This is a genomic window from Paenibacillus nitricinens (assembly GCF_052056485.1).
GTDB classification, from domain to species: domain Bacteria; phylum Bacillota; class Bacilli; order Paenibacillales; family Paenibacillaceae; genus Paenibacillus_AQ; species Paenibacillus_AQ nitricinens.
The window spans coordinates 2515023-2538725 of sequence record NZ_CP183948.1 but is presented as its reverse complement, the minus strand read 5'-3'; the positions used below and the strand labels follow the sequence as shown (position 1 = coordinate 2538725).

Genomic DNA, 23703 nt, shown 5'->3' with positions numbered 1-23703 from the left:
TCGAGAATGATTATCATTATTGGTGATCGTTACATATTTTAGGGAGGCAATATTATATGAACAAGGTAAGACACCCCTTCGCCGTGTTATGTGTACTCTTTCTGATGACCACATTACTACTCGCGTGCGGAAACTCAGAGGAACAACCAGCCAAGAACACTGCGTCTAACGCAGCCGGAAATAATACTTCTGCTACCCCTGCACCTTCTCCAGAAACATCCGATAATGGCACTAATGAAGCTGCGGCGACTACTCGCACCTACACGGACTACATAGGCCATACTGTAGAAATTCCTGTTAACCCTAAGCGCGTAATTTATTCAGGAGAAACTTATGGCGATTTGCTCGCACTTGGTGTGCAAGCGGTAGGCTATCCACTATCTATGGGTGAGGGACAGGTTTTTGAAGATCAGCTTCAAGGTGTCGAAGATGTAGGGTTCCCTATCAATCTGGAAAAGACCCTGGAACTTCAGCCTGATTTGATTATCTATGCAGGAACAGATGAAGCTGATTTCGAGCAGCTGTCCAAAATTGCACCAACAATAATCTTTGATACCTTTGCCCCGCTAAAAGAACGAATGCTGGATATTGGCGGAATTCTTGGGAGAACGACCGAAGCAGAGGCATGGCTCGCTAAGTATAAAACGAGTGAAGATGCCTTGTGGGAACAATTAAAGGCAGCAGGCATAAAAGAAGGAGAAACAGCTTCAGTCTTTACTTATTATCCTGGTGACAGACTATTTGTTATGGCGACGACCGGACTTTCGCAAGTCCTATATGGAGAGAATGGCTTCAAGCCAACCCCAGCGATTCAGAAGGTTCTCGATGAAGGTATGGGATTCCAGGAAGTATCCATGGAAGTGCTAAAAGAATATGCCGGAGATCGGATTTTCATCCTAACTCCTGTGGCCGATGAAGCCAAGCAATCCACTTCTACTCTATTAAAGAGTCCGATTTGGAAAGGTCTCCCTGCCGTCAAGAACGGATATGTCTATACACAAGATATTATGAAGACTTCAAGTGATGCAACAACAAGAGAATGGCTGCTCGGTGAACTCCCACAGCTTTTGAATATGAAATAATTTTCACCTTCATGAAGCATTTGGCACTTAGCTGATAGAAAACTGCAAGAAGCATGTCAACAGCTGTTGATATGCTTCTTTATTTTATATACAATGAATTAATTGATAATGATTCTCACCAAATGAACGGAGGCTTCCTCTTGCTGCAAACATTACCCGTCGCTGCACCGCTCCGCTCGTTGCTGTTTCAGCTGACTGATGCGGAACTACATATTCAACCGGCAGGCTCTTGCTCTAAGACTCTTACCACTCACTTTTATAGACTTCTAATCTTCACTGGCGGAAGTGGACAGCTGATCCTTAGCGGTCAAACCATAACACTGACTACAGATACGTGTTATCTCCTATCTCCTGGAACATCCTATAGCACGGACAATCCAGAGACGACTCTTTATTATTATCTCATCACTTTTACAGCAATTAATAACTCCGAGTATCCCGAATATTATTCAGATGAACTCCTTCCGGGTAGGCAGGAGCTAATTGTCCACCCGTTCACTAGGGTAATCCGCCTTGCGGAAGATCTGCTTATGAGCAAAAAAAATGCAGATGATGTGCAGTTTTTTAAGCGGCAATTGAAATTCCAAGAATTGCTGCTCTTACTTTTTGAGCATAATTATCCTTCCGAGCAGGTGCCAAGTCCCGCGGATTCCGTGGAAAAGACCATCCAATATATGCAAGAACACTATACGGAGAGTATCACCGTGAAGCAACTGGCTGAGCTCGCGGGTATTACGCTGTGGCAATATACTCCGATCTTTCAAAAGCTTACCGGCAAAAGACCGCTCGATTACCTGACCGAACTGCGTATTAACCATTCGAAGCGTTTCCTTCTGGAATCCGCTGAACCGCTACGTGAGATTGCTCGACTGGTTGGCTTCTCCGATGAATATTATTTTAGTCGCCGGTTTCGTCAAAAGACTGGAATTACACCCGGACAATATGCGCATCAGCAAGGCCGGAAGCTTACTGTGAAAGACTGGACTGGCCATGAGGTGGATATTCCGGAGCGTCCAAGGCGCATTGTCTACCATGGTGAGACGCTTGGTGACCTTCTCGCATTAGGTATAAAACCTATTGGAGGAGATGAAGTCTTTGCATGGAACAGAGTCTATAAACATCGACTTAAGAAGCTCTCTAACGTTGGCTTTCCTCTGGATCCGAAGCTTACCTCTTCATTAAATCCTGACCTAATTATTATAGCTAATTCAGATGATAAGGCTTATCGAGCAGTCGTCGACATCGCCCCGACACTTACCTTTGATTCATTTGCTCCACTTGAACACCGTATGCGGACACTTGGAAGCTGGTTGGGTAAGCAGCACGAAGCTGAAGCATGGCTGGATTCGTTCGCAGCAAAAAATGCTGCCATGTGGCAGCAGCTTTATATGAATACTCTTCGACCTGGAGAAACAGCTTCTGCATTGATTTATGACCATGGAAATCATCTATATGCAATGGGAATGTCAGGTTTGTCTACTGCTCTCTATGCCCCTAACGGTTTACAACCCACAGATGAGATCCAAGCGATTCTCGATGAAGAGTTAGGGTTTGCAGAGGTTGATCCAGCAAGGCTGCCTTCTTACGCCGGAGATTATATTTTTATGCTTATTCCAGAACGTCAAGACTCTCGAGTGGCTATGGAGAAACTACTAGACAGCTCACTTTGGAAAAATCTATCTGCAGTACGTAAGGGGCAAGTTTATCTACTTGACGGAAGCAAATGGAACTATGGAGATGCGCTAACCCGAGAGAAGCTACTTAGGCTGTTGCCTAAGCTGCTTGGAGGAGGTTAATCAATCGGCTCTTTTAATAAAAATCCTGATCATGATGCCCAAAAGGCTCAAGTGAAATAGAAGTCCCACCATAAAGTATGCAAGTACACTAAAACCACTAGCCATTTCTACAACAAAAAATAACTTAGCAGGCCAATACGTAGGAATCCACGCACCGATAAATTGCCAGGGTGATGGAACAAAGTAAGCTAGGATTGGTCCTGCTATAAACAGACCACCGACCTTTGCTAAAGCTAATCCCTCTACCTTATTTGCAGCGAAAGAAGCTAGGAATAATGAGAAACAAGGGGCTTCAAATGCTAATAGTAAAAGGATATATATATGCTCTAATTGGAAGCTAGATAAGCCGGAGACTATAAAAAATAGCGATGAAAGAAATGCACAGAGTAGAGATGGAAGAACTAGACGATACACCATGTACCCTCTGCGCATTAATGGTGTAACCGCGTAATAAGAGATGACATTCTCATCTCTTTCATCAAGCATTAAAAGACCTGTCATCATACCGGTTAGCATGGGAAAGGTCATGACTAAGAAAATCGCAGCAAAGCTGCTATATTGATATAAATCAAAAGCATAACCATTCGTAAGCCAATCGGCTATCATTGGAAATCCAAATCTTGAGACGACTAAAAGTGCTAATGGAGCAAAGATGCCGACCATAAGCACTGGGTCCAAACCAGTATGCCGGATATCGCTTATAAAAAGCATACGATACTTTTTCATTTTCCTGCTCCTCCCTTACCTATGCGCATCATTACATGATTTTCGAAGGACATTTTTGCCCATACGTATATCACTACATTCCATAGGAGTAATATCGATATGGAGTACATGTAACTGCCAAGTGACATAGCTGAGGTTCCCGAACTCAACAAGCGAAGCGTTCCTTCCGTAGGAAGCCATAAAAAAAGTTTGGAGTTCCACACCTTAAAATAACCAAGCAATGGAAGGATAAAAGGCAATGCGAATACTTGTGAGAGTAGAATGAAACCATTAATTGTCTGGCAACGAGCCACAACTCCAATCGACAATAGCGTCATAAAGCTTGACGTTAGAATGATTCCAGTAGAAAAGCCAAACGGGGAATGCGGAATCCCGCTAGCTGCTACATGAATAACCCAAGCGGCAAACAGGGAGAGTACAGATAATGAGCCAGCTTTTGAAAGTAAATATTCCCTAACACGAATCGGAGTAACAAATAAAGCATCATGGATCCCCTGGTCTCTTTCCAGCAGCACAATCCCCCCTGCGAGAATAAGTCCCAAAGCACTCGGATCGCTAAAGGTCAATAACAACATCGTTTGTTCTCGATAATGATCAGGAATAAGATGCAGCAATACCAAATAAAACGCACAGATAATGACGTAGACCCAATAAAACCCATGCCGCCATTGAAACCGGATGTCAAAGGCAAACGCAGATCTGAATCTCATGTTAACTGCCTCCCAGTTACGTCAATAAATATTTGTTCCAAAGACGCCTCCAGCGAATGAATGGTTTCTATTGGATGCTCACGAACAAGCTTTAAGAAATATTCATTCTCCCCTATATCATCAAGTGAGAATTCCTCATTTCTAACTTCATTATGATGGCGATATTCCAGCCGCACTCGTTTTTTTCCATTAAGAAGCTTAAGCTCCCGAGGTGAATCAATCAACTTAATTTGACCGTCTACGATAAAGGCGACCCTGTCGCAGAGCTCCTCCGCGGCTTGCATATTATGTGTTGTAATAATTACAGTTGTCCCATTCGCCTTTTTTTCCAGGATTAAATCCTTCATTCGTTTCGCATTAACAGGGTCGAGCCCGGAAGTGGGTTCATCCAGAAATAGAATTTGTGGGTTATTTAAGAGTGCTCTGCAGAAATTCAGCCTCATCTTCATCCCCTTCGATAACTGGGAGACCTTCAAATTTGCAGCTTCAGTGAGATTTACTTGCTCCAGGAGAAACCTCGGTTCCACCGTTCTCCCTGAATACAGAGTCCTAAATAGCTGCAAATTTTCCAGCGCAGTAAACTTTGAATAGAAATTTGGAAACTCAAAAGCTACCCCTATCCCCTCAAAATACTCCGGTCCGGTATTTCTTATTTCCTTGCCCATTACGTTAACGCTGCCGAGATAATTTTTTAAGACTCCAATTAGTATTTTTTGTGTTGTGCTTTTACCCGCTCCCGAAGGACCGAGAAAACCAAACACTTCACCTTGAGGTATGGAAAAGTTAAGTCCACTAAGGGTTGGCTCTTTTATTTTTGGATAGGTAAAATGAAGTTCCTTCACTTCGATCATATCATTCTCCCCCAGTCTTATTATCTTTCAAAGAAGTCATCCCCTCAGCCAGAACCCCAATCAAAAGCTCTATTGTTGCCTGATAGCGTTCATCACCGATCTCTTCCTTATGCAAAGACAGGAGGACTACAGAGCGAATCATGCTTACGATTAATTCCGGGTCAATCCCAACCATGATACCTTCAGCTTGCCATGATTGAATGAAAGGAATAAAAAAGTCTTTATCCTCTGTAAAATTTTGTTCCAATAACTCATTAGGCAACTTTCTTAATAGCTGCTCCATTTCGCTTCTTACGAACATCTGGCGTACGATTGGACTCTCTTCCATCATGCGGAAAGATTTCAGTAAAAATAATTGGATTTCTTCCTTGTTTACAGGCACGCCTACGCTAAATGAATTGAACATTGTACTACGAATTCGTTGTTCCTCTTCAAGCAATATGTGATAGAACAATTCCTCTTTCGACCCAAAGAACATGTAAAACGAACCTTGCGCAATCCCGGCGGCTTTTGTTAATTCTTCAACACTAGTTTTTTTAATGCCATGTATTTCAAAGCAGCGACGCCCTTCTGTCAACAATTTATGTTTTATCCATTCTTTTTCTTGTTCAGAGAATTTTTTAGGCATATAAGTTCACTCGCTTTTTATGGTTTTATGAATATTTTTATTTTATATTCACAAGATAAACCAACTAACCATATTTTGTCAATCTTTTTTCTCTGTGAGGTACAATTAGTATTCTCCTGTGCAACACCACCACAATCCTCCCCAAAATTAGCTTGAAAAATCTATGCTATAATCATGCAGTAACACGAAATGGACTAATGGGTGGGATACACAAAATGAAATTGGAACGTTTGATTTCTATGATCTACAAGCTGTTGAACCACGAAGTTTTATCTGCCTCCAAGCTGGCTGAAGAGTTTCAGGTTTCTCAGAGAACTATCTATAGGGATATCGATGTCATTTGTGCCGCAGGCATCCCGGTTGTATCGTATCAGGGAACTAAAGGCGGATATGGCATCATGGACGGATATAAAATGGATAAAAGCCTGCTCCGTTCTTATGATGTCACTTCTTTGATTACCGTGCTGAACAGTCTCTCCTCTGTGTTTGAAGACGCGCAGGCGCAAGGAACCATTGAGCGGCTGCAAACGATTGGAGCAGAACAACAGACTTCTAGTCTAGCGGTGAATTTTGAAACTCGCCGTATGGATCCCGATGCACTTTCTCTTTTACGTACAGCTATTACGGAACGAAATATCGTCCGTTTTGATTACATCAATGTAAAAAACGAACGCACAACCCGTGATATGGAACCCGTAAAGCTTCATTTTAAATATAGCAACTGGTACATATATGGTTATTGCCGGGAACGACAGGATTATCGAGAGTTCCGGCTATCCCGGATGATGAATTTGCTTCTGACACAGAATATCTTTCATTCCCAACATGAGGTTCCCATAGAGGCCGGTTGTTCAAATAGGGCCGATCAGGTTGAGGAAGTCGTAATCCGGGTAGGACCTGAGGCTTTGGCAGAAGCGCTGGATCAATTTCACCAGATGGATAAGGAATTTCATACCGATGAGAGCATGACGATGCGAATTCCTGTGTATAAGCCACTGGAAGCCCGCTGGCTATGGTCAATTCTGCTGAGCTTCGGCAGCGGCGCTGAAGTCCTCGAGCCTCTTGCACTGCGGGGTATCTTAAAAAAGCAGCTGCTAAATACCCTAAATCTTTATGAAGAAGTATGACAGTCTGCTGTCATACTTCTTCTTTTATATTAACAACAGCTACAAAAAAATCTATCACAACTCAAAAGGAGATCATACAATGACCAATCATCCAGTAGAAATGTTTAATTATCACATTTGGGCGAACCAAACGATCCTGGGAAGAATCAAGGAACTCTCTCCCTCTGTGCTAAATCAAGAAGTGAATAGCTCTTTTCCTACTATCGCTCATGCCCTTAGCCATATCTATGCGGTGGATACGATGTGGTATCTGGTTTTAACAGGCACTGGTATGCCTGAGGCTTTTCAAAAAAGTATCCCGCTAAATATGAGCATTCTAGATTCGGTTGATGAATACGCTAATCTTTTTGCCCAGCTATCTGAACAATACAAAGAATGGTTACAAAACCAACCCGATTTAGAGCAGACTATTCTACTTGATAACCCATTCGCTGGAATCCTGCAAACACGCCTATCAGAAATTGTGCTGCATGCCGCCAATCACGGGACTTATCATAGAGGTAATATATCTACTATGTTACGTCAGTTAGGGCACGCTTCTACCATGAATGACTATTCCTTTTTTTGGTATCAGATGCCTGCGAAAGCTATTTAATCTATGATGGGCAATGCTTTCCCTAGCTAGAAAGGAAATTGGAATTTAATGATGGAGATAGAAAATCTAATCACAGTAAAATCGAGAGAAGATTTACGGGTTTGGCTGCAGCAGAATCATACGACTGAAAAGTTTTGTTGGGTACTCGTAAGTATGACGCCAAATTCAGAAACATTGCTGTATTTGGATGTGGTTGAGGAATGTTTGTGCTTTGGATGGATCGATGGAGTGAAAAAGAAAGTTTCTGAAACGCAGCTGGCACAGCGACTGTCTCCCAGAAGCAAACGAAGCTCTTGGACAGAATTAAATAAAGAACGTGTCCGCCGCCTCGATAAACTGGGGCTAATGAGTGACGAAGGAAGAAAGGTACTTCCGGATATGAATCTCGCTTCTTTTAAAGTCGATAGGGTTATAGAACAAAGGTTAAAAGAGGAGCAGCAGGTATATGAGAACCTCTTAACCTTTCCAGCTCTTTATACAAGAGTCCGGATCGACACGATACAAAGCTATACACATCAACCAGATTTATTTAAGCGTAAGTTAGATAAATTTATAATAAACACTAAAGAAAATAAAATGTACGGTCAATGGCATGATCATGGACGGCTTCTAGATTATTAAGCTGCTGGATCATAAAATTGCTTTGTAACTCTTGCTGATTGATTAAGAAAGGTGAGAAACCCAGTCATTCTCATGACCTCGGGTTTCTCTTTTTTGTATTTAATTATGGAAAAATAGCATAATGAACGACTTCCAGCTTACTTGACCTCAGCGTTCAGCCTCTCAATCAACTCTAGCAATTGCAGCGGCTCACTAACTGTATACATCGGACGTTCAGACTCATCTGCCGGCTCATGGGGATAACGGGGCGTCCAGCTCTGAAAAATGCTGGTGATGCCTAGCGCATTGGCCCCCTTCATGTCACGGCTAAGATTGTTGCCAATCATAACGGTACAATCGTGAGCGAGACATTCTTCAGATTGTTCTCTCGTGCGCCTTTAATAACAATAGCTTCTTTCATCATGATTCCCCTCTCAATTAAAGCAATCACACATAGATATATCTCTTATCCATAACCGATTACGAATGCTGTCATACTACTTCTTTTGCAAAAGTATGCTTATTTCGATAGAATGGATTTGTAAAATAACACATTTTAAAATAACTTCACAATCAAATATCTTGATTAACGAGATATAAAGATTTTAAAAGGGGCGTTATCCTTTGTCAAGCCATGAACAAGCTCAACCTACACCAGAGCAAGAACAATTCACCTTACTCATGCGTGGTCTGGGAACCCGAACGGTGGTATACCAGCAAAACGTAGCCGCCTCTCTTGGGTTATACAATAATGATTTTTTATCTGTGGATATCCTGCGTGAAAAAGGCCCCATTACCGCTGGAGAGCTGTCCAAACTAACTGGACTTGCCACTGGCAGCGTTACTGCATTAATAGATCGTCTCGAAAAAAATGGATACGTTCGCAGACAAAACGACCCTAATGATCGCCGTAAAGTAATTATTGTCCCGTTGTATGAAAATAAAGAAGATGTTATTGACACCTACCTGCCGCTTCATACTGCTATGGTTAAATTGGCTGCTTCCTATACCGATGAAGAACTTGCCCTCATTTCACAATTTTTAGGCAAAGCCAGCACCGTTTTAGACGAGCAAATTGATCATCTCAGTTCCGGAACACGCAGTAAGTCTTCTTCTTGACTCAAATGCTAAAAACAAGAAACCCCGCTTATTGCATGAAGTGCACCCCTTAGAATAGACATTGGATAAAACCCCTGGTTTGTCCGATGAAATTCTAGGGGGTGCATTTTTTATGCCAGCGATAAAAGGTCAGAAGTTTAAAGAGTATTCGTATGAGACCAAGATAGAGGCGATACGCCTTCACGTCGTGGAAGGTTGGACCTATCGTAAAATCATGGAGAAGTTTGGAATCACAGACAGACATCGACTGAAAGCATGGATGAGGAAATATCGGGAACTCGGAGAGTTCGGACTTGTGGATCAACGGGGAAGGCGCGAGGAGTACGTCGATCGAGACAGGCAAGTAGAGCAGCTGAAACGGGAGAACGAAATGCTAAAAAAGTGCTTGGAAATCTGGATGCAGGAGATGAAGCCAAACGGTATGTAACGATTGAGAGAGCCGCAAACGAATATCCGGTTAGTCATCTTTGTAAAGTTTTTGGGGTCTCCCGAAGCGGTTACTACGCTTTTCTAAAGCGCAAAAAATTCCATCGGGACCGAGAAGATGAGGCACTCGTGAAGAAGGTCTATGAGCACTACAATGGAGTCTACGGCTACCGTCAGCTTCAACTGTTCTTGCTGCAGGATCATGGGGTCTGGATGAATCATAAGAAGGTACTTCGGCTTATGCAGATGCTGGGCATCCGCTCACGGATTCGGCGGAAACATCGCTGCAACTACGCTTCTTCTACTGAAGGTCGTGTAGCTAAAAACCTATTGAAACGGGATTTTCAGGCGGATACGCCCAACCAAAAGTGGGTCACAGATGTCACACCATACCGGGTGGGGGAGTCGTGGATTTACCTCTCAGCGGTGAAAGACTTGTTTAATAATGAGATTGTAGCCTACCACATGAGTCAGAGAAATGACAATCCACTGGTTCTACAGACCTTTGAGAAAGCCTTTAGCAAGACAAAAGACGTGACCGGGCTGATCGTTCATAGCGACCAGGGATTCCAGTACACGTCTCATGCATACCACGACATGCTGCCAAAGGTTGGCGCCCAAATCAGCATGTCTCGTCGAGGAAATTGTTATGACAATGCCTCGATGGAGAGCTTCTTCTCGCATCTCAAAACGGAAGGACTCTACCCTTATGATATCCGAAATATGGACGAGGTACAAAGGAGAATTAAAGAATATATCCACTTTTACAACAAGCATCGACCACAACGAAAGCTAAATAAGCTTCCTCCGGTTCGGTACCGGGAGCAGCTTATAGCCTAGGGTCTTTTTTCAGTGTCTATAAAATGGGGTCTTGACCAACATATAACATGCATAAAGCGGGGTTTCTTGTTCATGTTCCACTTATGAGTGTAGGCTTAAAGCATCATCTTCTTCATTATCTCACTCGATACAGATCAAACAGCGCTGGTATAATCTCTGTTGATGCACCCGGCATTTGAGGAAGTATATAGTGCCCGTTGACTACAGTGGCCGGCTCCACAAAAATATGACGGATCCAAGGAATGTATTCCAGCATGATCGCACCCGGTGTTGCTGCAACCAAATGCTGATGAATTTGCCCCATATCACCAACATGCGGACAAATCGGAATATCGTATGAAGCGGCTAAACCTGCAATCTGTTGCCATTCCGTAATCCCACCAACACGCGTTACATCTACTTGGCAATATTCGAGTGCCCCATGATGGATATAATCCCGGAATGCATATTTCGTATAGACATGTTCACCTAACGCAATAGGTACATTTAATGCATCGGCCAGCTTCTTATGTCCCATGATGTCATCTGGATTTAAGGGTTCTTCTAACCAGAACAAATCAAATTCCTCTAACTTCTTCCCCCATGTCATCGCTGTATTGATATTCCACTGTTGGTTCACATCGATCATGAAGATGGTTTGATCTCCTATCGCCTTACGAACCGCTTTGCAACGATCATAATCCTCATGTGAATCTGCTTTACCCACTTTAATTTTGACTCCAGTGAAGCCCTGCTCTACTATTTCAGTAACGTCCTTAATTAAACGTTCTTTAGACCAGTTCAACCAGCCGCCGTTTGTATTATAAGCTTTTATTTGTTTGGATTTATGTCCGCCAAGATATTGCCACAACGGTTTATTGGAAGCTTTCGCCATAATATCCCAAAGTGCAATATCTACTGCAGCCAATGCCATATGAGTAACTCCCGCTCTACCAATCCAATGCATTTTTCCAAAACGCAGCTCATCCCAAATTTCTTTAACCATAAACGGATCTTTGCCAATTAATAAAGGAGCGTAATAACGGTCAATCGTATCAACGATCATATCATCACCATGTGCACAAGTTCCTGTATACCCATACCCCACAAAACCCTCATCTGTAAAAATCCGAACGCCTGCAAGTCCCCAATGCGTAGCAACATTAATTGCATCCGTAATTGGTGGCGTAATCGGAACGTGTAAGACGAAGCTTTCTACTTTTGTAATTTTCATTTTTTTCATCTCCCTAGCTTTAAATGAAATAATTACTCAATCCAAATGGAAAACCTCATCCATACTCGCCCACCATTCACCTTCTAATGCAGACTTCACTGGATACTGACAAGGATCTGTTAAGCTCCACCATTCTTGTGTACGAGGATCTGCAGTCATGATGGCCATATCAGCCGTGTAGTCATCCCCTGTATATTCATAATAACTGAATAAATAGCCGTCTCTATAAAAAATGGAATAGTTCTTAATGTTACACTTCCTTAATCTAGACAACACTTCTGACCATACAGATGCGTGTAATGCTTTGTATTCTTCCAGCTTCTCATCCTTGACATGAATAACACTTCCATAGCGAGTCATTACGTCCCTCCCTTTCTACTAACCCATTAATAGCCTAAGGCTGCTCCACCATCAACAGGGAGTGCTACACCCGTAACAAATCCGGATAAATCACTAGCTAAATACAACGCGGCTCTTGCTATCTCTTCCGTTGAGGCACATCTTCCCAATGGATGCATATCGATCAAATCTTGTACTGTAGTTGCCGGATAGAGCTGTTGACCGATCCACTCTTCTAATAAAGGCGTCATTACACCTGCTGGACATATGCAATTGACACGAACTCCATCGTTCGCATAATCCAACGCTAATGCTTTAGTCATTGCAATAATTGCGCCTTTTGAAGCAGAGTATACCGGATTTTGCTTTTGGCCTACCAATCCGCTTAATGATGCCATATTCACGATGCAGCCACGGTTTTCTCTAATCGAAGGTATACAGAATTTAATCATCAAATAGACACTCTTCAAATTGATATCTAAGGTACGAGTCCATTCTGATTCAGAAATATCCTCCAAGGACTTAGGCAATACAACAGCTGCGTTATTGAATAGAATGTCAATCTTACCAATCTTATTTAAGACCCATTCTACCAATTGTTTAACCTCTAGCTCCGATGAAACATCTGTTTTCACAGCGTAAGCAACAGAATCCCCACAATGAACTGAATGAATTTCCTCGACTACTCGTTTAGCTTCAGCCTCATTCCAGTCCGCAATGATCACTTTAGCACCCTCACTAACAAATAATTTGGCAGTCGCTTCGCCAATCCCAGAGCCACCGCCTGTAACAATAACGACTTTCCCTTGTAATTGCATAGGCTACACTCCAGTTTCAATAAAATGTGATGTCTCCAATTGATAAAAGCGGATCGCATTATTGCCAAAAACATCGTCTAATTCTCGCTCTGTAAGCGCTTCAGGTAAATTGTTTAACAAAATGCTTACTGTTTGATCATAGCTTGCTGCAAGCAGGCACACTGGCCAGTCACTGCCGAATATGACTCGGTTTAATCCAAATGCATATATGACATGTCTGATATAAAAGTTAAAGTCAGCTTCTACCCAGTAGGACATATTTGCTTCGGTAACCATGCCTGAAAGTTTGCAATACGTCCGGGGATATTGCGCGACCTCCGTAACCCACTCTTGCCAAGGTGAGAATTCTTGCTGGGAAATTTGTGGCTTACCTATATGGTCAATGACCGCATGTAGATTTGGCACAAGCTTGAGCAATTTCAATACGGCTGGGAATTGTGCAGCATGGATCAATAAATCAACAGGGAATCCCATGGTCTCTAACCATTTTAAATGATGAATAACTTGAGGACGTTGCAAGTATTCATCAGCATCAATACTTTGAAGCATTAATCGGAGGCCAATAAAATAAGGATTTTTACGCAAAAGTTCAAAGGTTTCCGTAAAATTGTCCTGCTCTAAATCTAGCCACCCCACAACACCAGCTATTGAATCATGGATCTCGCATAAACTTAGTAAAAATTCAGTTTCTTCAACAGTAGCTGCTGCTTGAACAACAATAGTTTTCGTGATTCCATGTCGTAGTAATGATTCTGTCAGGTCATCAGGCATAAAATCTTTATATAGTAATGGAAATTCTGGTGTAGGCCATCCGTAATCGCCTCGACTTAATCGCCAATAATGCTGATGTGCATCAACTCTCATGCTTTCACCTCACAAAATGAGTACATTCTCAGTCTTCCTTAACGAGCCGATTCGTCAGCTTGCCGAGCTTCTCAATCTCAATCGTGACGATATCACCAGCCCTCAGGTAAATCTGCTGATCTACCGGATAACCGAGGACGACGCCTTCTGGTGTTCCAGTCAAAATGATGTCTCCAGGCACAAGCGTCATATGTTGCGAAATATAACTTACAATCTCATCGCATTGGAAAATCATATCTGACGTATTCGAATGCTGGCGGATTTCTCCGTTGACTGTACATTTAATCTCTAAATCATTCGGGTTTTCTATTTCATCCGTTGTAACTAGATAAGGTCCAAGAGGAGAGAATTTATCACATGACTTGCCTAACAGCCATTGCGGAGTCCTTAGCTGCAAGTCACGTGCGGACAAATCATTTACGTTGCAATAACCAAATACGTGGTTAAGCGCGTCCTCTTTCGTAACGTACTTAGCTGATTTACCGATAACGATAACAAGCTCTGCTTCGTAATCAACTTTTTTTGTCACTCTTGGAAGCGGAATATCGCCGCCATGTCCCGCCAACGTGTTATTAAATTTATTGAACAATATCGGGAACTCAGGGATCGCTGCGTTCGTTTCAACCGCATGCTTGCGATAGTTAAGACCGACACAGATAATTTTATTTGGATGAGTCACGCATGGACCGAGTGTCAACTTCGCTTCATCTAATAGGTATGAACAGTCTTCTCCAGCTATATCCAGTGCTTGAGTTGTGAATTGATCCAGCCTCGAAACCGCTGCCTCACCACCGTCAATGACTTCGTGAACGGTCATAGGTACGGAATACCCAAGCTGTGTAGGCAAATCTATTAAAGCGCTTGCAACATCCAGTATTCCCTTTTCTGTTACGACCCCTAATTGGTAATCGCCATTGTTAAGGAATGTTAATAACTTCATTATTAATTCCCCTTCCTTTTATCGTTTCATGCTGTTCAGGCATTTTTCCCAAAAGTTGCGCCTCCATCAATATAGAGAGGAGAACCCATCATAAATTTTGATTCATCCGAAGCAAGAAATAAGGCGGCTTGGGCAACATCCTCAGGTAAGCCAAGCTCTTCACTAAGCTGACGTTTCTTAATTGACGCAATCGCAATTTCCGGATTATCGTAAGAGGTTTTTAAGTAATTCTCAACGAACGGTGTTAAGATTGTGCCTGGTAAAAGGGCATTTACACGAATATTGTATGCTGCGTAATCTACTTGCATGGATTTCGTCAGGGCCAATACCGCTCCTTTGGTAGCTGAATAAGAAGCTCTTCTGGCGAGCCCGATTTCTGCGACGCAAGAGGACATATTAATGATGTTGCCGGATTTTCGTTTCATCATATGAGGTAGCACATATTTGGATGGCAAATATACACCCCGAATATTGACCTGAATTACCCGTTCCCATGCATCCGGTTCAACTTCATGTAAAGCGCCTACTCCGCTAATTCCTGCGTTGTTAAAAAGCACATCTATATGACCGTAGTGTTCAATGATTTGATCAACCATCTGCTCTACAGATTCAGCATGGGTCACATCCGCATGGATGAAATGACCTTTTCCTCCATCTGCATGAATATTCTTCAAAGTCTCTATACCTTTTGCTTCATCTAAATCGTTCACAATTACAGTTGCGCCTTCACGAGCAAACAGCAATGCCGTGCTTCTTCCGATCCCTGAACCCGATCCCGTAATTAAGATGACTTTATTGGCTAATCTCATTAATGATTGCCTCCTTGGTATAGCGATAACCGATTCGCCAAATGACGAATTTCAGCCTCCGCAACATCCTTCTTTTTCTCCCAGATATGCTGCTGCATGGTACAGCTCACTGCTGCGATAGCCTCACCTGATTTAGATAGGATCGGGGCTGAAACACAGCTGAACCCAACGATAACTTCCTGCTCATCGAAAGCAATCCCCTTATCGCGGATGATTCGTAGTTGCTTAACCAGATCCGCCTTAGTTTTCAAGGAATACTCTGTAGCGCTCGTTAATTCTTGAATCGGGTATAATGAATCCAGATCTTTATCATCAATGAACGACAGAAGCAATTTCCCAAGTGCAGTCACATGAGCCGGGAACTTCATACCGGGGCCGGATGCTAGCCTGACCATAGTCGGCGCTTCCTCCTTAGCCAGATACAACACTTCATTACCTTCAAGTCTGGCCAACTGAACCGTCTCTTGCAGGCGTTCTCTTGTGGCGGCAGCTTCTCGGTGAAATGATGAGATTAAGTCCTGACCTTGCAAGTAGGAATCTCCCCACCTTCCCGTAGCGGAGCCAATGGCATAAGTATCGTTAGTATCTCTATTCACCCAATCAAGTACTTCCATAGTCTGCAAAATAGAATACATAGAACTCTTATGGATACCAAGCTGATTGGATAAATCAATTAATCGATGCTTATAGGGTTCCTCGGATACAAGGCGTAGAATCCCGTCTGCTTTCTCCAAAGCAGGCACCCAATATTTTTTCTCCATGTGAGCACCTCCTTCGAACATTATACAAAACCAAGTTTTCTATACAAACTAATTTTAATTTTATTAGTTATATTTGGCAATCTTTTTTTTTTAAAAAAAGACGATAGCTCCCAAGCTGATGCCTAGGTTAACTATCGTCTTTATATTCATATTATCTCCGAATACCAATCGTTATAATTTCACATGGACCGATCTGTAAGAGCGAACTGCCTTTCTCTTCACTAGAGAGTGGGTGGCTCTCCTCTTCCAGGATCGACGTCTTATAGAAATACTGCTGCGGTATCGTTGAACGGATGGTCAGGTCGGTACTCTGCTGACTCATGTTGTACCAGCGAAGCAGTAGGTCTCCAGTCTGCTCGTTCATTTTTAGAGAGGAAAATGCGAGCTCATGACTCTCCCATTCGAATGGAGTATACACCGGAGCAATTGCTCCTTCATGTACATCAGTCTGACATACGATCCAAGGAATCTGGAATTGATAGGCTTCAGCAAAAGCACCTGAGGCTATACCATCTCCTGTGTGTGGGATGAGCTCCATACGTACAACGTGCTCTCCGAGACACTGCGCTTCTGGAGTCGGGAACAACCCCCAGTCTCCCAGTTCACCCACGCTACGGAGTAGTGTAATCGCAATGGTGTTACGACCGTCTCTTAGCACTTCATATTCATTTAATCCAAAGTTAGCGACGGTTAGACCGGCTGTGTCATTACTGATATCAACAAAGGCTTGCTGATGCTGCGTATTACTCGGATTTATCCATTCTGCAGCTGGCTCAATATTCCGCTCCGCAACCTCAAACATCGAATCCACATGATGTGTGGCGGTGCATAAATCTGTCGGAAATAGCGCCCGAATCCGGTGATCTTTGGCTTTATTGTCTATCTTCGTTTCGATATGCAGCCCCTTCCCGCCCCGCTCCAAGCTAATTACGGTACGAAGTTTAAGAATGACTGTGTCATTACTGCGCTGTGCTTTCCGCTCTGGGTAGTACACAAGAGCACGCTGTTCCTCGTCCAGCTTATCATCTGCTGAGACTGGAATCTCCCAGTCATGCTTAATTTCCACAGATGCTCGATAAGGTGTGTTTTCCAGAACACAAATGTTCGCCTGTAGTCCCTTAGTCGTTAAAGCTTGTTCACCCTCTGGCTGTTTATACATGTATTCATTCCCGATATCACCTGTGTTCTCATACACACCAAGATCCCGGTAGGTCATGCCACTGGCTTTGTCACTCAGCGTAAATGAACCATTATCATGGATCACTACTTTGATGGCCTCATTCTCCAACACCCGATCCCCTTGAAGCAAAGATTCAGGAGCTATAGGCAACCCTGCGTTAGACCGGCGAACCCACGCATATGCACGAAGACCCAGCGCCGGAACTTGCACAGCTTCAAAGGTAAGTCTTACTCGGCGGCACATATAGGGCTGGCGGAATTTATCGTCAGGCAAATCATAACCAAACTGAAGACCCAAATCCTCCATCTGGCATGTAATGGTATTCCCTTGATCGTCTACTAATTCACGGCCGTTTAAAACAATATCTTTCATACGGCTGGCTGTTTCTTCTAAAGAGAAACCCTCTCGCAAATATAGACGTGCCGCATCAATTTCTATGCTCACTGTACCCGTGCGACTCCATCCGGTCGTATTCATAACTACGAGTGGAAGCACTTCTTCACCATATGCTGTAAAACCAGACGTATCAACCGCATCTGCGATCACACGCTTACTATCATCAACAATGGTCTCTGCTACATCGCGGCTTTTATCAAAACGGGTGACCATTTCTCGATGCACCTCATCCACGCTGCAGCCGCAAATGCTGTCATGCGGGTGATTCTGCATCAGCGTCTTCCAGGCATAGGTGAACAGATGATGGGGATAATCTTTGCCCAGTAATTGTGCGAACGAAGCAAGTGGCTCAGCCACTTTTTCAAGCAAGACCTGACCTTCCTGATTCATCTGTTTCAAATAAACACGAGCAGATGCGGTATTCACTAGCGTCCCCCATCCGTCAGTGTGCTGGCTTCGCAGTTCGCCTTTTACGGTCGATAATTTGTTGTGATCCATTACATCCTTTACAGCCTTAAGGTAATCAGGGAAGTTAGAATGGACAAACTCCATATCTGGATATAGCCGCTTCGCAGTTTCGATCGCCTCCGGCAAATCCAGCTGAGCCGGCTGATGATCGCAGCCGTTCATGAATAGTAGCTCGCCTGTAGAGGCAAATTTCCGCGCATCTGCTAACTTCTTCTCCCAGAACTCTTGTGCCTCTGCTTCATTCACTGGCACTTCGTTTCCGTTCGAATACCAATTTGCAAATAAAATGCCAAGCACTTTCGATCCATCCGGACCTTCCCATACCAGCTCGGAGAACGAAGATTCATATCCACCGTCCGATACTGTATTGTTGAATCCAGTCGGCTTTACACCTCTTCCAAAAAAGGCATTATTAATGCCCGATTGCTTCATTAATTGTGGAGTCTGGCCAACTAGTCCAAAGGTGTCCGGAAAATAACCGATCTTGGAAGGTTCTCCGTAACGCTTCGAATCCTGATGACCAATCTGCATATTACGTACGTTTGCCTCTCCGCTGGTAAGGAAAGCATCCTGCAGAATATACCAAGGTCCGATCAGAAGACGACCTTCCGTAATATATTTTTGTAGACGCTCTTGATTTTCGGGACGAACTTGAAGATAATCCTCCAGAATAATTGTCTGTCCATCCAGAAAGAAACTCTTAAATTCACCATCCGCGTCCAATCGATCAAGCAATTCATCGACCAGTTTAATAAGGCGCACATGATGCTTCTCATATGGAAGATACCATTCCCGGTCCCAGTGGGTATGAGAAATGATATGAGCAGTCTGAGGTTTAATAGATTTATCTGAGCTTTCCAAAGTGAAGACCTCCTTATATGCAATACGTTTTCTCTACTAAGATGCTTAATGTAGTAGATGTGGATAAGTTATATGGATTTCGACTTCCTGCTGGCGATACACGCCAAGAAGATCACCTTTATAGTCCGTAGCAAACAGGACTGAACGTTCCTGTTCCAACAAGAACGCGTAGGTTCGGCCAGTGGCTGAATCCTTCACCTCGATCTTCGCATCCTGAGCATATTCCGATACGAAGGTGAAGAGAGCCCCCGTAGCAAAGCTCAATTTCCGTCCATAGATGCCTGCTAAGTCCCCTCCGCTAATCCACTCCAAGTCACACTCCACATGAGCAGCATTCAACGCGTAGCGATACAGTGCAGATGTAGTGTCACTTCGGTCGCTCAATTCAACGGGCAGTGGACTCCATAGGAGCCGGCCTTTGCCGAGTGGAATATTCACGACAGTATCTATGGCAGAACTTCCACTTCCGCCGGATTCGTGAATCATCGTTTCCTTCGATACCTCAGCAATCCGCCGGTGACCGAAGGAGACGGGTAGTTCTTGACCTTGAAGGCTAAGCACTTCTTCACGGCGCACATTACGCAATTCACGCTTGCCGAGAATATCACTAAAACGCTCTGAAGAACGCCAGTAAGCATCAATGTCGAGCGGGCCTGTAGCAAGTAATACCGCACCTGTTGCTTCAACGATGCGTAACAGCCTTTCCATCGCTGCATCATCGAAGTTATGCGCGCTTGGCAGCATAATAAGCTTCACAGGGTGCTTCTCCAAATCATCCAAGTGGTATTCAGAAACCCCTCTGAAAGGCATCTTCAGATCATATGAAAGAATACGGGTAAGCTCTGTTGTAGCAGCGAAAGCCAGCTTCCGGTTAGAGAAATCATTCGAATACGGAAATACAACCGCAATCTCTTCCAGTTTCCGATCTCCAAATACGTCACGAATGCTTGTTATAAAATTCCCGAAGTCATATGAGACATCCGCCTCTGGCTTTTCGGTTCCATCTGCTCTCAATGCTCCGATATGGGACTCATTCGCATTATCCATATAGAAGTTCGTATTCCAAATCCAGTGTATGGCCCCCGCACCAGCAGTTCCAAACGCATAGGCATATTTGCGTTCGAGCAGATTTCGCAGCTCTAGCTCCGAACGTTTGGCTCGTCCATCAGGAGTTTCTACATACATGACGCCGGTTTCTTGAATCAGGTTTGGCTTATTAGGCGTCTTGGCAAAGATGCCATCCCACACCAGATAATCATTAAACCACCAGGAATGTACAGTGGTGTAATCCACCGCCTCCTCGTAGAAGAACGGCGAAGGTCGCTGTGCCCCTAGCCCTTCATCCTGCCCAACCGTAACCATCTGATCTGGACATTGCTCCTTAATGGTGTCATATAACTGCTTCACCCACCGGTTATGCATATCCATAGAGAACAAGCAATAATCAAGCCAACGTGTCCCTCTTTTAGCGCTGTGCATATCCTGTACATCGAAGTTCATCTCTTTCGCTTCTGGCAGCCCTGCCGATGCAAAGTCTGGAAGCAGTGCGGGTGTCATATTCCAACGTTCCTGTAGCACTTCGATTTCCCCATGTCTATGCCGAAGCCATTCTATAAAAGCTTGTTGCTCGAAGCGATCATGACATGAACTCGGACCCTCCGAGAAAATCCGTGCCGGATCAAACATCGACGGTTCATTAATAAGATCCCAATCTACATTCGAAGACGCTTTATGACGAGATACAATAGAACGAATGAACCGCTTCTGAGCCTCAACACTTTGGGGGTCCAAGTAAGGATTTACACCACCCCACGTTTCCGGTGTGAAGGAGAAGAACGTGAAAGTCACCTGAAGATCATGCTTCTTCGCCGTCATGATAAAGGCATCAATCGCTCGCAGTACCTCTTCTGAAACATGACCATCGTCTTGCATCACATTGCGATAAGCCGTCCAGATTCCTGTTCGGATCCAGTTAATCCCTGCCTTCCGCATTTGATCCATATCGCGATCCCATACCCCGACGTTCGGCAGAAATAGAAATTTCCGTGCCACATCACTCGTCATATATGTCATCCCCACAACAGGTAGCGGACGCCCATCTTTTATGAAATAATCTCTTCCACTCGTTACCGGTTGACCTGCTGCAAGAAGTTCAGGGGCATGCCCCCAGAACCCTTGACGAAGAATACGGACCTCACCATCACTGGCTTCCGCTTCGCAGATCACTTGGAACAGACCGCTCCTAATTTCCAGAGGAATAGGCACCCGAACGATGTTAAGCTCAGCATTAGCCTTCATCTCCAAACTGTGGGACCAACGCAAGGAGGGATCGGATTCATGCTCAACATACATTGTTAACTTCCATTTGTCTTCATTTCGCAAAGAAGGTTTTACCCGCTCAAGCTGCTGAATCTGAAGTGTCAGAGAAGCGCGTTCTCCTGGCTCATATGATGCGTAATTTGGCTTAACCCACATTTCCGTTACACCCTTACTGCAGAAACGAACCCACTCAGACATCGCGGACAGCCCTTTTTCCTTCCATAAAGAAGACGTTGCAGCCGTATTTACGAACAACCAGCGTGAGCCTGCAAATAAACCAATCGTATTCTCCCAAAGAACTACTGGAGCGGCAGTTTCCCGGCCCTCATGCGTAATTCCCTTCAAAAGCGGGTAAATGCGTGTGCTCATCGGACCTGCCGACCCCATTTGATGGGGCAAATCACTCGTCTTCGTCGTATGTGGCACAAGGTTCCATGTCTCTTCACTCGCTGAAAAGAGAGCTTCTTGACCCTTAAGCAAAGGAATGACATCTGATGCTAGCAAGGATTGATTACGAGAACAATCAACACGTAATGCCTCATGAATATACAGCTCTTGATGATATGAAGTCTGCTCCGCTTCCACATGCCATTGTTCATTTTTCCAGCGAACGGGTTGTTTGAAGGGGGCACCTCCAATGCTGATCAGCCCGCCACCTCTCTGCAAATATCCAAGAATGTCTATCCATGCCGCTTTTGGGAAATAGGGTGCATGCAGATTAATGAAACAGCCGCCTTCGGTTTCCCTAAGCGCTGCTGCAAGCTGATCTCCATTCACAATCGTACCGAACTCACGCATGGATTTAATCGCATCGCTAGGAATCGAATTCGAAATCGGAAAATCAGAATCATAGAATATAATTACAGGTCTGTTAGGGCTGCTCATAGTAGTCCTTCCTTCATCGCTTTATAGACGAGTTGGGAGAACAGACTATTGGACCAAGCGAACCATTTCCTAGTGAATATATTCGGGTCATCGACATGAAATCCTTCATGCATAAAACCAGTCCCCGCATCTGTTGACTCTAGCATCGCAAGCATGTCCAGCTTCTCTTCCTTCGTAGAAGCCGTCAAACCTTGCATAGACAATGCCATATGCCAGATATAATCTTTCGGAGTATGTGGACTGCCAATCCCTTTCGCTGCGGTTCCTTCAAAGTAAAAAGGATTCTCCTTGCTCAGCGCAAATCGGCGTGTATTCTGATAAATCTCATCCTCTGCCGTAACATAGCCGAGATAAGGAATCGACATGAGTCCCGGTGTTCCCGCATCATCCATCAAGCAGTAGTTGCCATACCCATCGGTCTCGTAGGCGTAGATTGGACCAAACTTAGGATGACGGTAAATCCCATACAGCTTGATGCCATGATCAATGTCCGCTTCTAATGCTTTAAGCTCTTTTAGAAATTCAAGATCACGGAATACCCATTCTGCGAATTCCTGCATATGACGTAAGGCAACAACGGCGAACATATTCCCCGGGATATTGTAATGGAAGTCGCAAGCATCATCGCTTGATCGGAACCCTGACCAGACCATACCCGTGTAATTTACAGGCATACCAAGGCCGTTGTTGCGCAGCGTATCTTCAGGAATTCCGTTATTACGCGTAAAACGGTATGGAGATAATTCGTTATGGCGCTGTTCAGTTTTAAATAAGTTGAATATTTTGACCATTGCTGCCTTAAATCCGGCGTCGAATATATCAGTCTTCCCCGTTTCTTTCCAATAGGCATAAGCCAGACGCATAGAAAAACAGAGAGAATCGATCTCGAATTTACGTTCCCACACCCAAGGGGACATTTCCGTAATATCGCTAGTGCTCCAATGCCAGTCATTTGCTGTTTCGTTAAACGCATTGGCGTACGGATCAATATGTATATACTGAATATGTCGTTTAATTAGACCGCTAATGATACGTTGAAGATCCGGGTCATTCTTCGCAAATGGCACATAGTGCATAACCTGCTCTACAGAATCCCGCAACCAGGAAGCAGGGATATCACCAGTAATGATGAATGTTGTTCCATCATCCATGAGCTTAGTCGTTGTCTCAAGTGTATTCGGGAAGCAGTTCTTGAAGAGCTGCAGTAGTTTAGGCCGATGAGCTAATTTCTCCTCTGCTTCGTTCAATACCTCTTGAATCGCTTGTGGAAGCGGAAGCTTCGGCATTGAGATCGTTGGCAGTCTAAATTGTTCCATATTCCCACTCCTCTTGATAAAAATGAGTATAGAT

The 23703-nt window shown here is 43.9% G+C and carries 23 protein-coding genes; 8 read left to right on the top strand and 15 right to left on the bottom strand.

Going from position 1 to position 23703, the window contains the following annotated elements; translation table 11 throughout:
* Window positions 1–56 precede the first annotated feature (56 nt).
* The gene (locus ACN6KS_RS10985; RefSeq protein WP_440962001.1) at window positions 57–1082 is read left to right on the top strand and encodes an ABC transporter substrate-binding protein; all 1026 of its coding nucleotides are present in this window, start codon (window positions 57–59) and stop codon (window positions 1080–1082) included.
* 140 nt (window positions 1083–1222) lie between these two features.
* Window positions 1223–2878, top strand: a complete 1656-nt coding sequence (locus tag ACN6KS_RS10980; protein ID WP_440962000.1) for a helix-turn-helix domain-containing protein — start codon at window positions 1223–1225, stop codon at window positions 2876–2878.
* Here the strand turns inward: ACN6KS_RS10980 and ACN6KS_RS10975 are convergent, their stop codons facing one another.
* From ACN6KS_RS10975 to ACN6KS_RS10960, 4 genes are read right to left on the bottom strand one after another with little or no spacing between them, the layout of a single operon-like run.
* A complete protein-coding gene (locus ACN6KS_RS10975; RefSeq protein WP_440961999.1) occupies window positions 2879–3604 on the bottom strand; it encodes a hypothetical protein in 726 nt (241 codons plus the stop codon).
* Window positions 3601–4314: a fluoroquinolone export ABC transporter permease subunit gene (locus ACN6KS_RS10970; RefSeq protein ID WP_440961998.1), complete on the bottom strand. Its 714-nt coding sequence runs from the start codon at window positions 4312–4314 to the stop codon at window positions 3601–3603. The genes ACN6KS_RS10975 and ACN6KS_RS10970 overlap by 4 nt, the downstream gene beginning before the upstream one ends.
* A complete protein-coding gene (locus tag ACN6KS_RS10965) occupies window positions 4311–5165 on the bottom strand; it encodes an ABC transporter ATP-binding protein (protein WP_094870177.1) in 855 nt (284 codons plus the stop codon). Before ACN6KS_RS10965 ends, ACN6KS_RS10970 begins: the two co-directional genes overlap by 4 nt.
* 1 nt (window position 5166) lies before the next feature.
* The gene (locus ACN6KS_RS10960; RefSeq protein ID WP_094870178.1) at window positions 5167–5793 is read right to left on the bottom strand and encodes a TetR/AcrR family transcriptional regulator; all 627 of its coding nucleotides are present in this window, start codon (window positions 5791–5793) and stop codon (window positions 5167–5169) included.
* A gap of 215 nt (window positions 5794–6008) precedes the next feature.
* On the opposite strand from ACN6KS_RS10960, the gene ACN6KS_RS10955 reads away from it, so the two are divergent.
* From ACN6KS_RS10955 to ACN6KS_RS10945, 3 genes are all read left to right on the top strand, one after another.
* The gene (locus tag ACN6KS_RS10955) at window positions 6009–6920 is read left to right on the top strand and encodes a helix-turn-helix transcriptional regulator (protein WP_280786839.1); all 912 of its coding nucleotides are present in this window, start codon (window positions 6009–6011) and stop codon (window positions 6918–6920) included.
* Window positions 6921–6999: 79 nt separating this feature from the next.
* Window positions 7000–7515: a DinB family protein gene (locus ACN6KS_RS10950; RefSeq protein ID WP_440961997.1), complete on the top strand. Its 516-nt coding sequence runs from the start codon at window positions 7000–7002 to the stop codon at window positions 7513–7515.
* Window positions 7516–7566: 51 nt separating this feature from the next.
* Complete coding sequence (locus ACN6KS_RS10945) at window positions 7567–8136, top strand: YdeI/OmpD-associated family protein (RefSeq protein ID WP_094870187.1); 570 nt, start codon at window positions 7567–7569, stop codon at window positions 8134–8136.
* A 137-nt stretch (window positions 8137–8273) separates the two neighbouring features.
* On the opposite strand, the gene ACN6KS_RS10940 is transcribed toward ACN6KS_RS10945, so the two are convergent.
* Window positions 8274–8462, bottom strand: a complete 189-nt coding sequence (locus ACN6KS_RS10940) for a hypothetical protein (protein WP_280786840.1) — start codon at window positions 8460–8462, stop codon at window positions 8274–8276.
* 334 nt (window positions 8463–8796) lie between these two features.
* Here ACN6KS_RS10940 and ACN6KS_RS10935 point away from each other — a divergent pair, with 334 nt between their 5' ends.
* The 3 genes from ACN6KS_RS10935 (at window position 8797) to ACN6KS_RS10925 (ending at window position 10500) form a co-directional block, all read left to right on the top strand.
* Entirely contained in the window at window positions 8797–9234 is a 438-nt protein-coding gene (locus ACN6KS_RS10935) for a MarR family transcriptional regulator (RefSeq protein ID WP_256989808.1), read from the top strand.
* A gap of 112 nt (window positions 9235–9346) precedes the next feature.
* Window positions 9347–9661, top strand: coding sequence for a transposase (locus ACN6KS_RS10930; protein WP_440961996.1), 315 nt, complete (start codon window positions 9347–9349; stop codon window positions 9659–9661).
* Window positions 9616–10500: an IS3 family transposase gene (locus ACN6KS_RS10925; RefSeq protein WP_440961995.1), complete on the top strand. Its 885-nt coding sequence runs from the start codon at window positions 9616–9618 to the stop codon at window positions 10498–10500. Before ACN6KS_RS10930 ends, ACN6KS_RS10925 begins: the two co-directional genes overlap by 46 nt.
* Before the next feature lie 115 nt (window positions 10501–10615).
* Here the strand turns inward: ACN6KS_RS10925 and ACN6KS_RS10920 are convergent, their stop codons facing one another.
* From ACN6KS_RS10920 to ACN6KS_RS10875, 10 genes are all read right to left on the bottom strand, one after another.
* Window positions 10616–11713, bottom strand: coding sequence for a mandelate racemase/muconate lactonizing enzyme family protein (locus ACN6KS_RS10920; protein ID WP_094869357.1), 1098 nt, complete (start codon window positions 11711–11713; stop codon window positions 10616–10618).
* Between the two features lie 36 nt (window positions 11714–11749).
* Window positions 11750–12073: an L-rhamnose mutarotase gene (locus ACN6KS_RS10915; RefSeq protein WP_341134448.1), complete on the bottom strand. Its 324-nt coding sequence runs from the start codon at window positions 12071–12073 to the stop codon at window positions 11750–11752.
* A 26-nt stretch (window positions 12074–12099) separates the two neighbouring features.
* Window positions 12100–12870, bottom strand: coding sequence for an SDR family NAD(P)-dependent oxidoreductase (locus ACN6KS_RS10910; RefSeq protein WP_440961994.1), 771 nt, complete (start codon window positions 12868–12870; stop codon window positions 12100–12102).
* A 3-nt stretch (window positions 12871–12873) separates the two neighbouring features.
* Window positions 12874–13734 (bottom strand): amidohydrolase family protein, encoded by an 861-nt coding sequence (locus ACN6KS_RS10905; protein WP_440961993.1) that lies wholly within the window; start codon window positions 13732–13734, stop codon window positions 12874–12876.
* 28 nt (window positions 13735–13762) lie between these two features.
* The gene (locus ACN6KS_RS10900) at window positions 13763–14674 is read right to left on the bottom strand and encodes a fumarylacetoacetate hydrolase family protein (protein ID WP_440961992.1); all 912 of its coding nucleotides are present in this window, start codon (window positions 14672–14674) and stop codon (window positions 13763–13765) included.
* A 35-nt stretch (window positions 14675–14709) separates the two neighbouring features.
* Entirely contained in the window at window positions 14710–15483 is a 774-nt protein-coding gene (locus ACN6KS_RS10895) for an SDR family NAD(P)-dependent oxidoreductase (protein ID WP_094875086.1), read from the bottom strand.
* Window positions 15483–16244, bottom strand: a complete 762-nt coding sequence (locus ACN6KS_RS10890) for an IclR family transcriptional regulator (RefSeq protein ID WP_094869363.1) — start codon at window positions 16242–16244, stop codon at window positions 15483–15485. The genes ACN6KS_RS10895 and ACN6KS_RS10890 overlap by 1 nt, the downstream gene beginning before the upstream one ends.
* A 151-nt stretch (window positions 16245–16395) precedes the next feature.
* Window positions 16396–19149: an alpha-mannosidase gene (locus ACN6KS_RS10885; RefSeq protein WP_440961991.1), complete on the bottom strand. Its 2754-nt coding sequence runs from the start codon at window positions 19147–19149 to the stop codon at window positions 16396–16398.
* Window positions 19150–19194: 45 nt separating this feature from the next.
* Window positions 19195–22353 (bottom strand): beta-galactosidase, encoded by a 3159-nt coding sequence (locus ACN6KS_RS10880; protein ID WP_440961990.1) that lies wholly within the window; start codon window positions 22351–22353, stop codon window positions 19195–19197.
* Complete coding sequence (locus tag ACN6KS_RS10875; protein WP_094875083.1) at window positions 22350–23669, bottom strand: glycoside hydrolase family 125 protein; 1320 nt, start codon at window positions 23667–23669, stop codon at window positions 22350–22352. The genes ACN6KS_RS10880 and ACN6KS_RS10875 overlap by 4 nt, the downstream gene beginning before the upstream one ends.
* Between the last annotated feature and the right edge of the window lie 34 nt (window positions 23670–23703).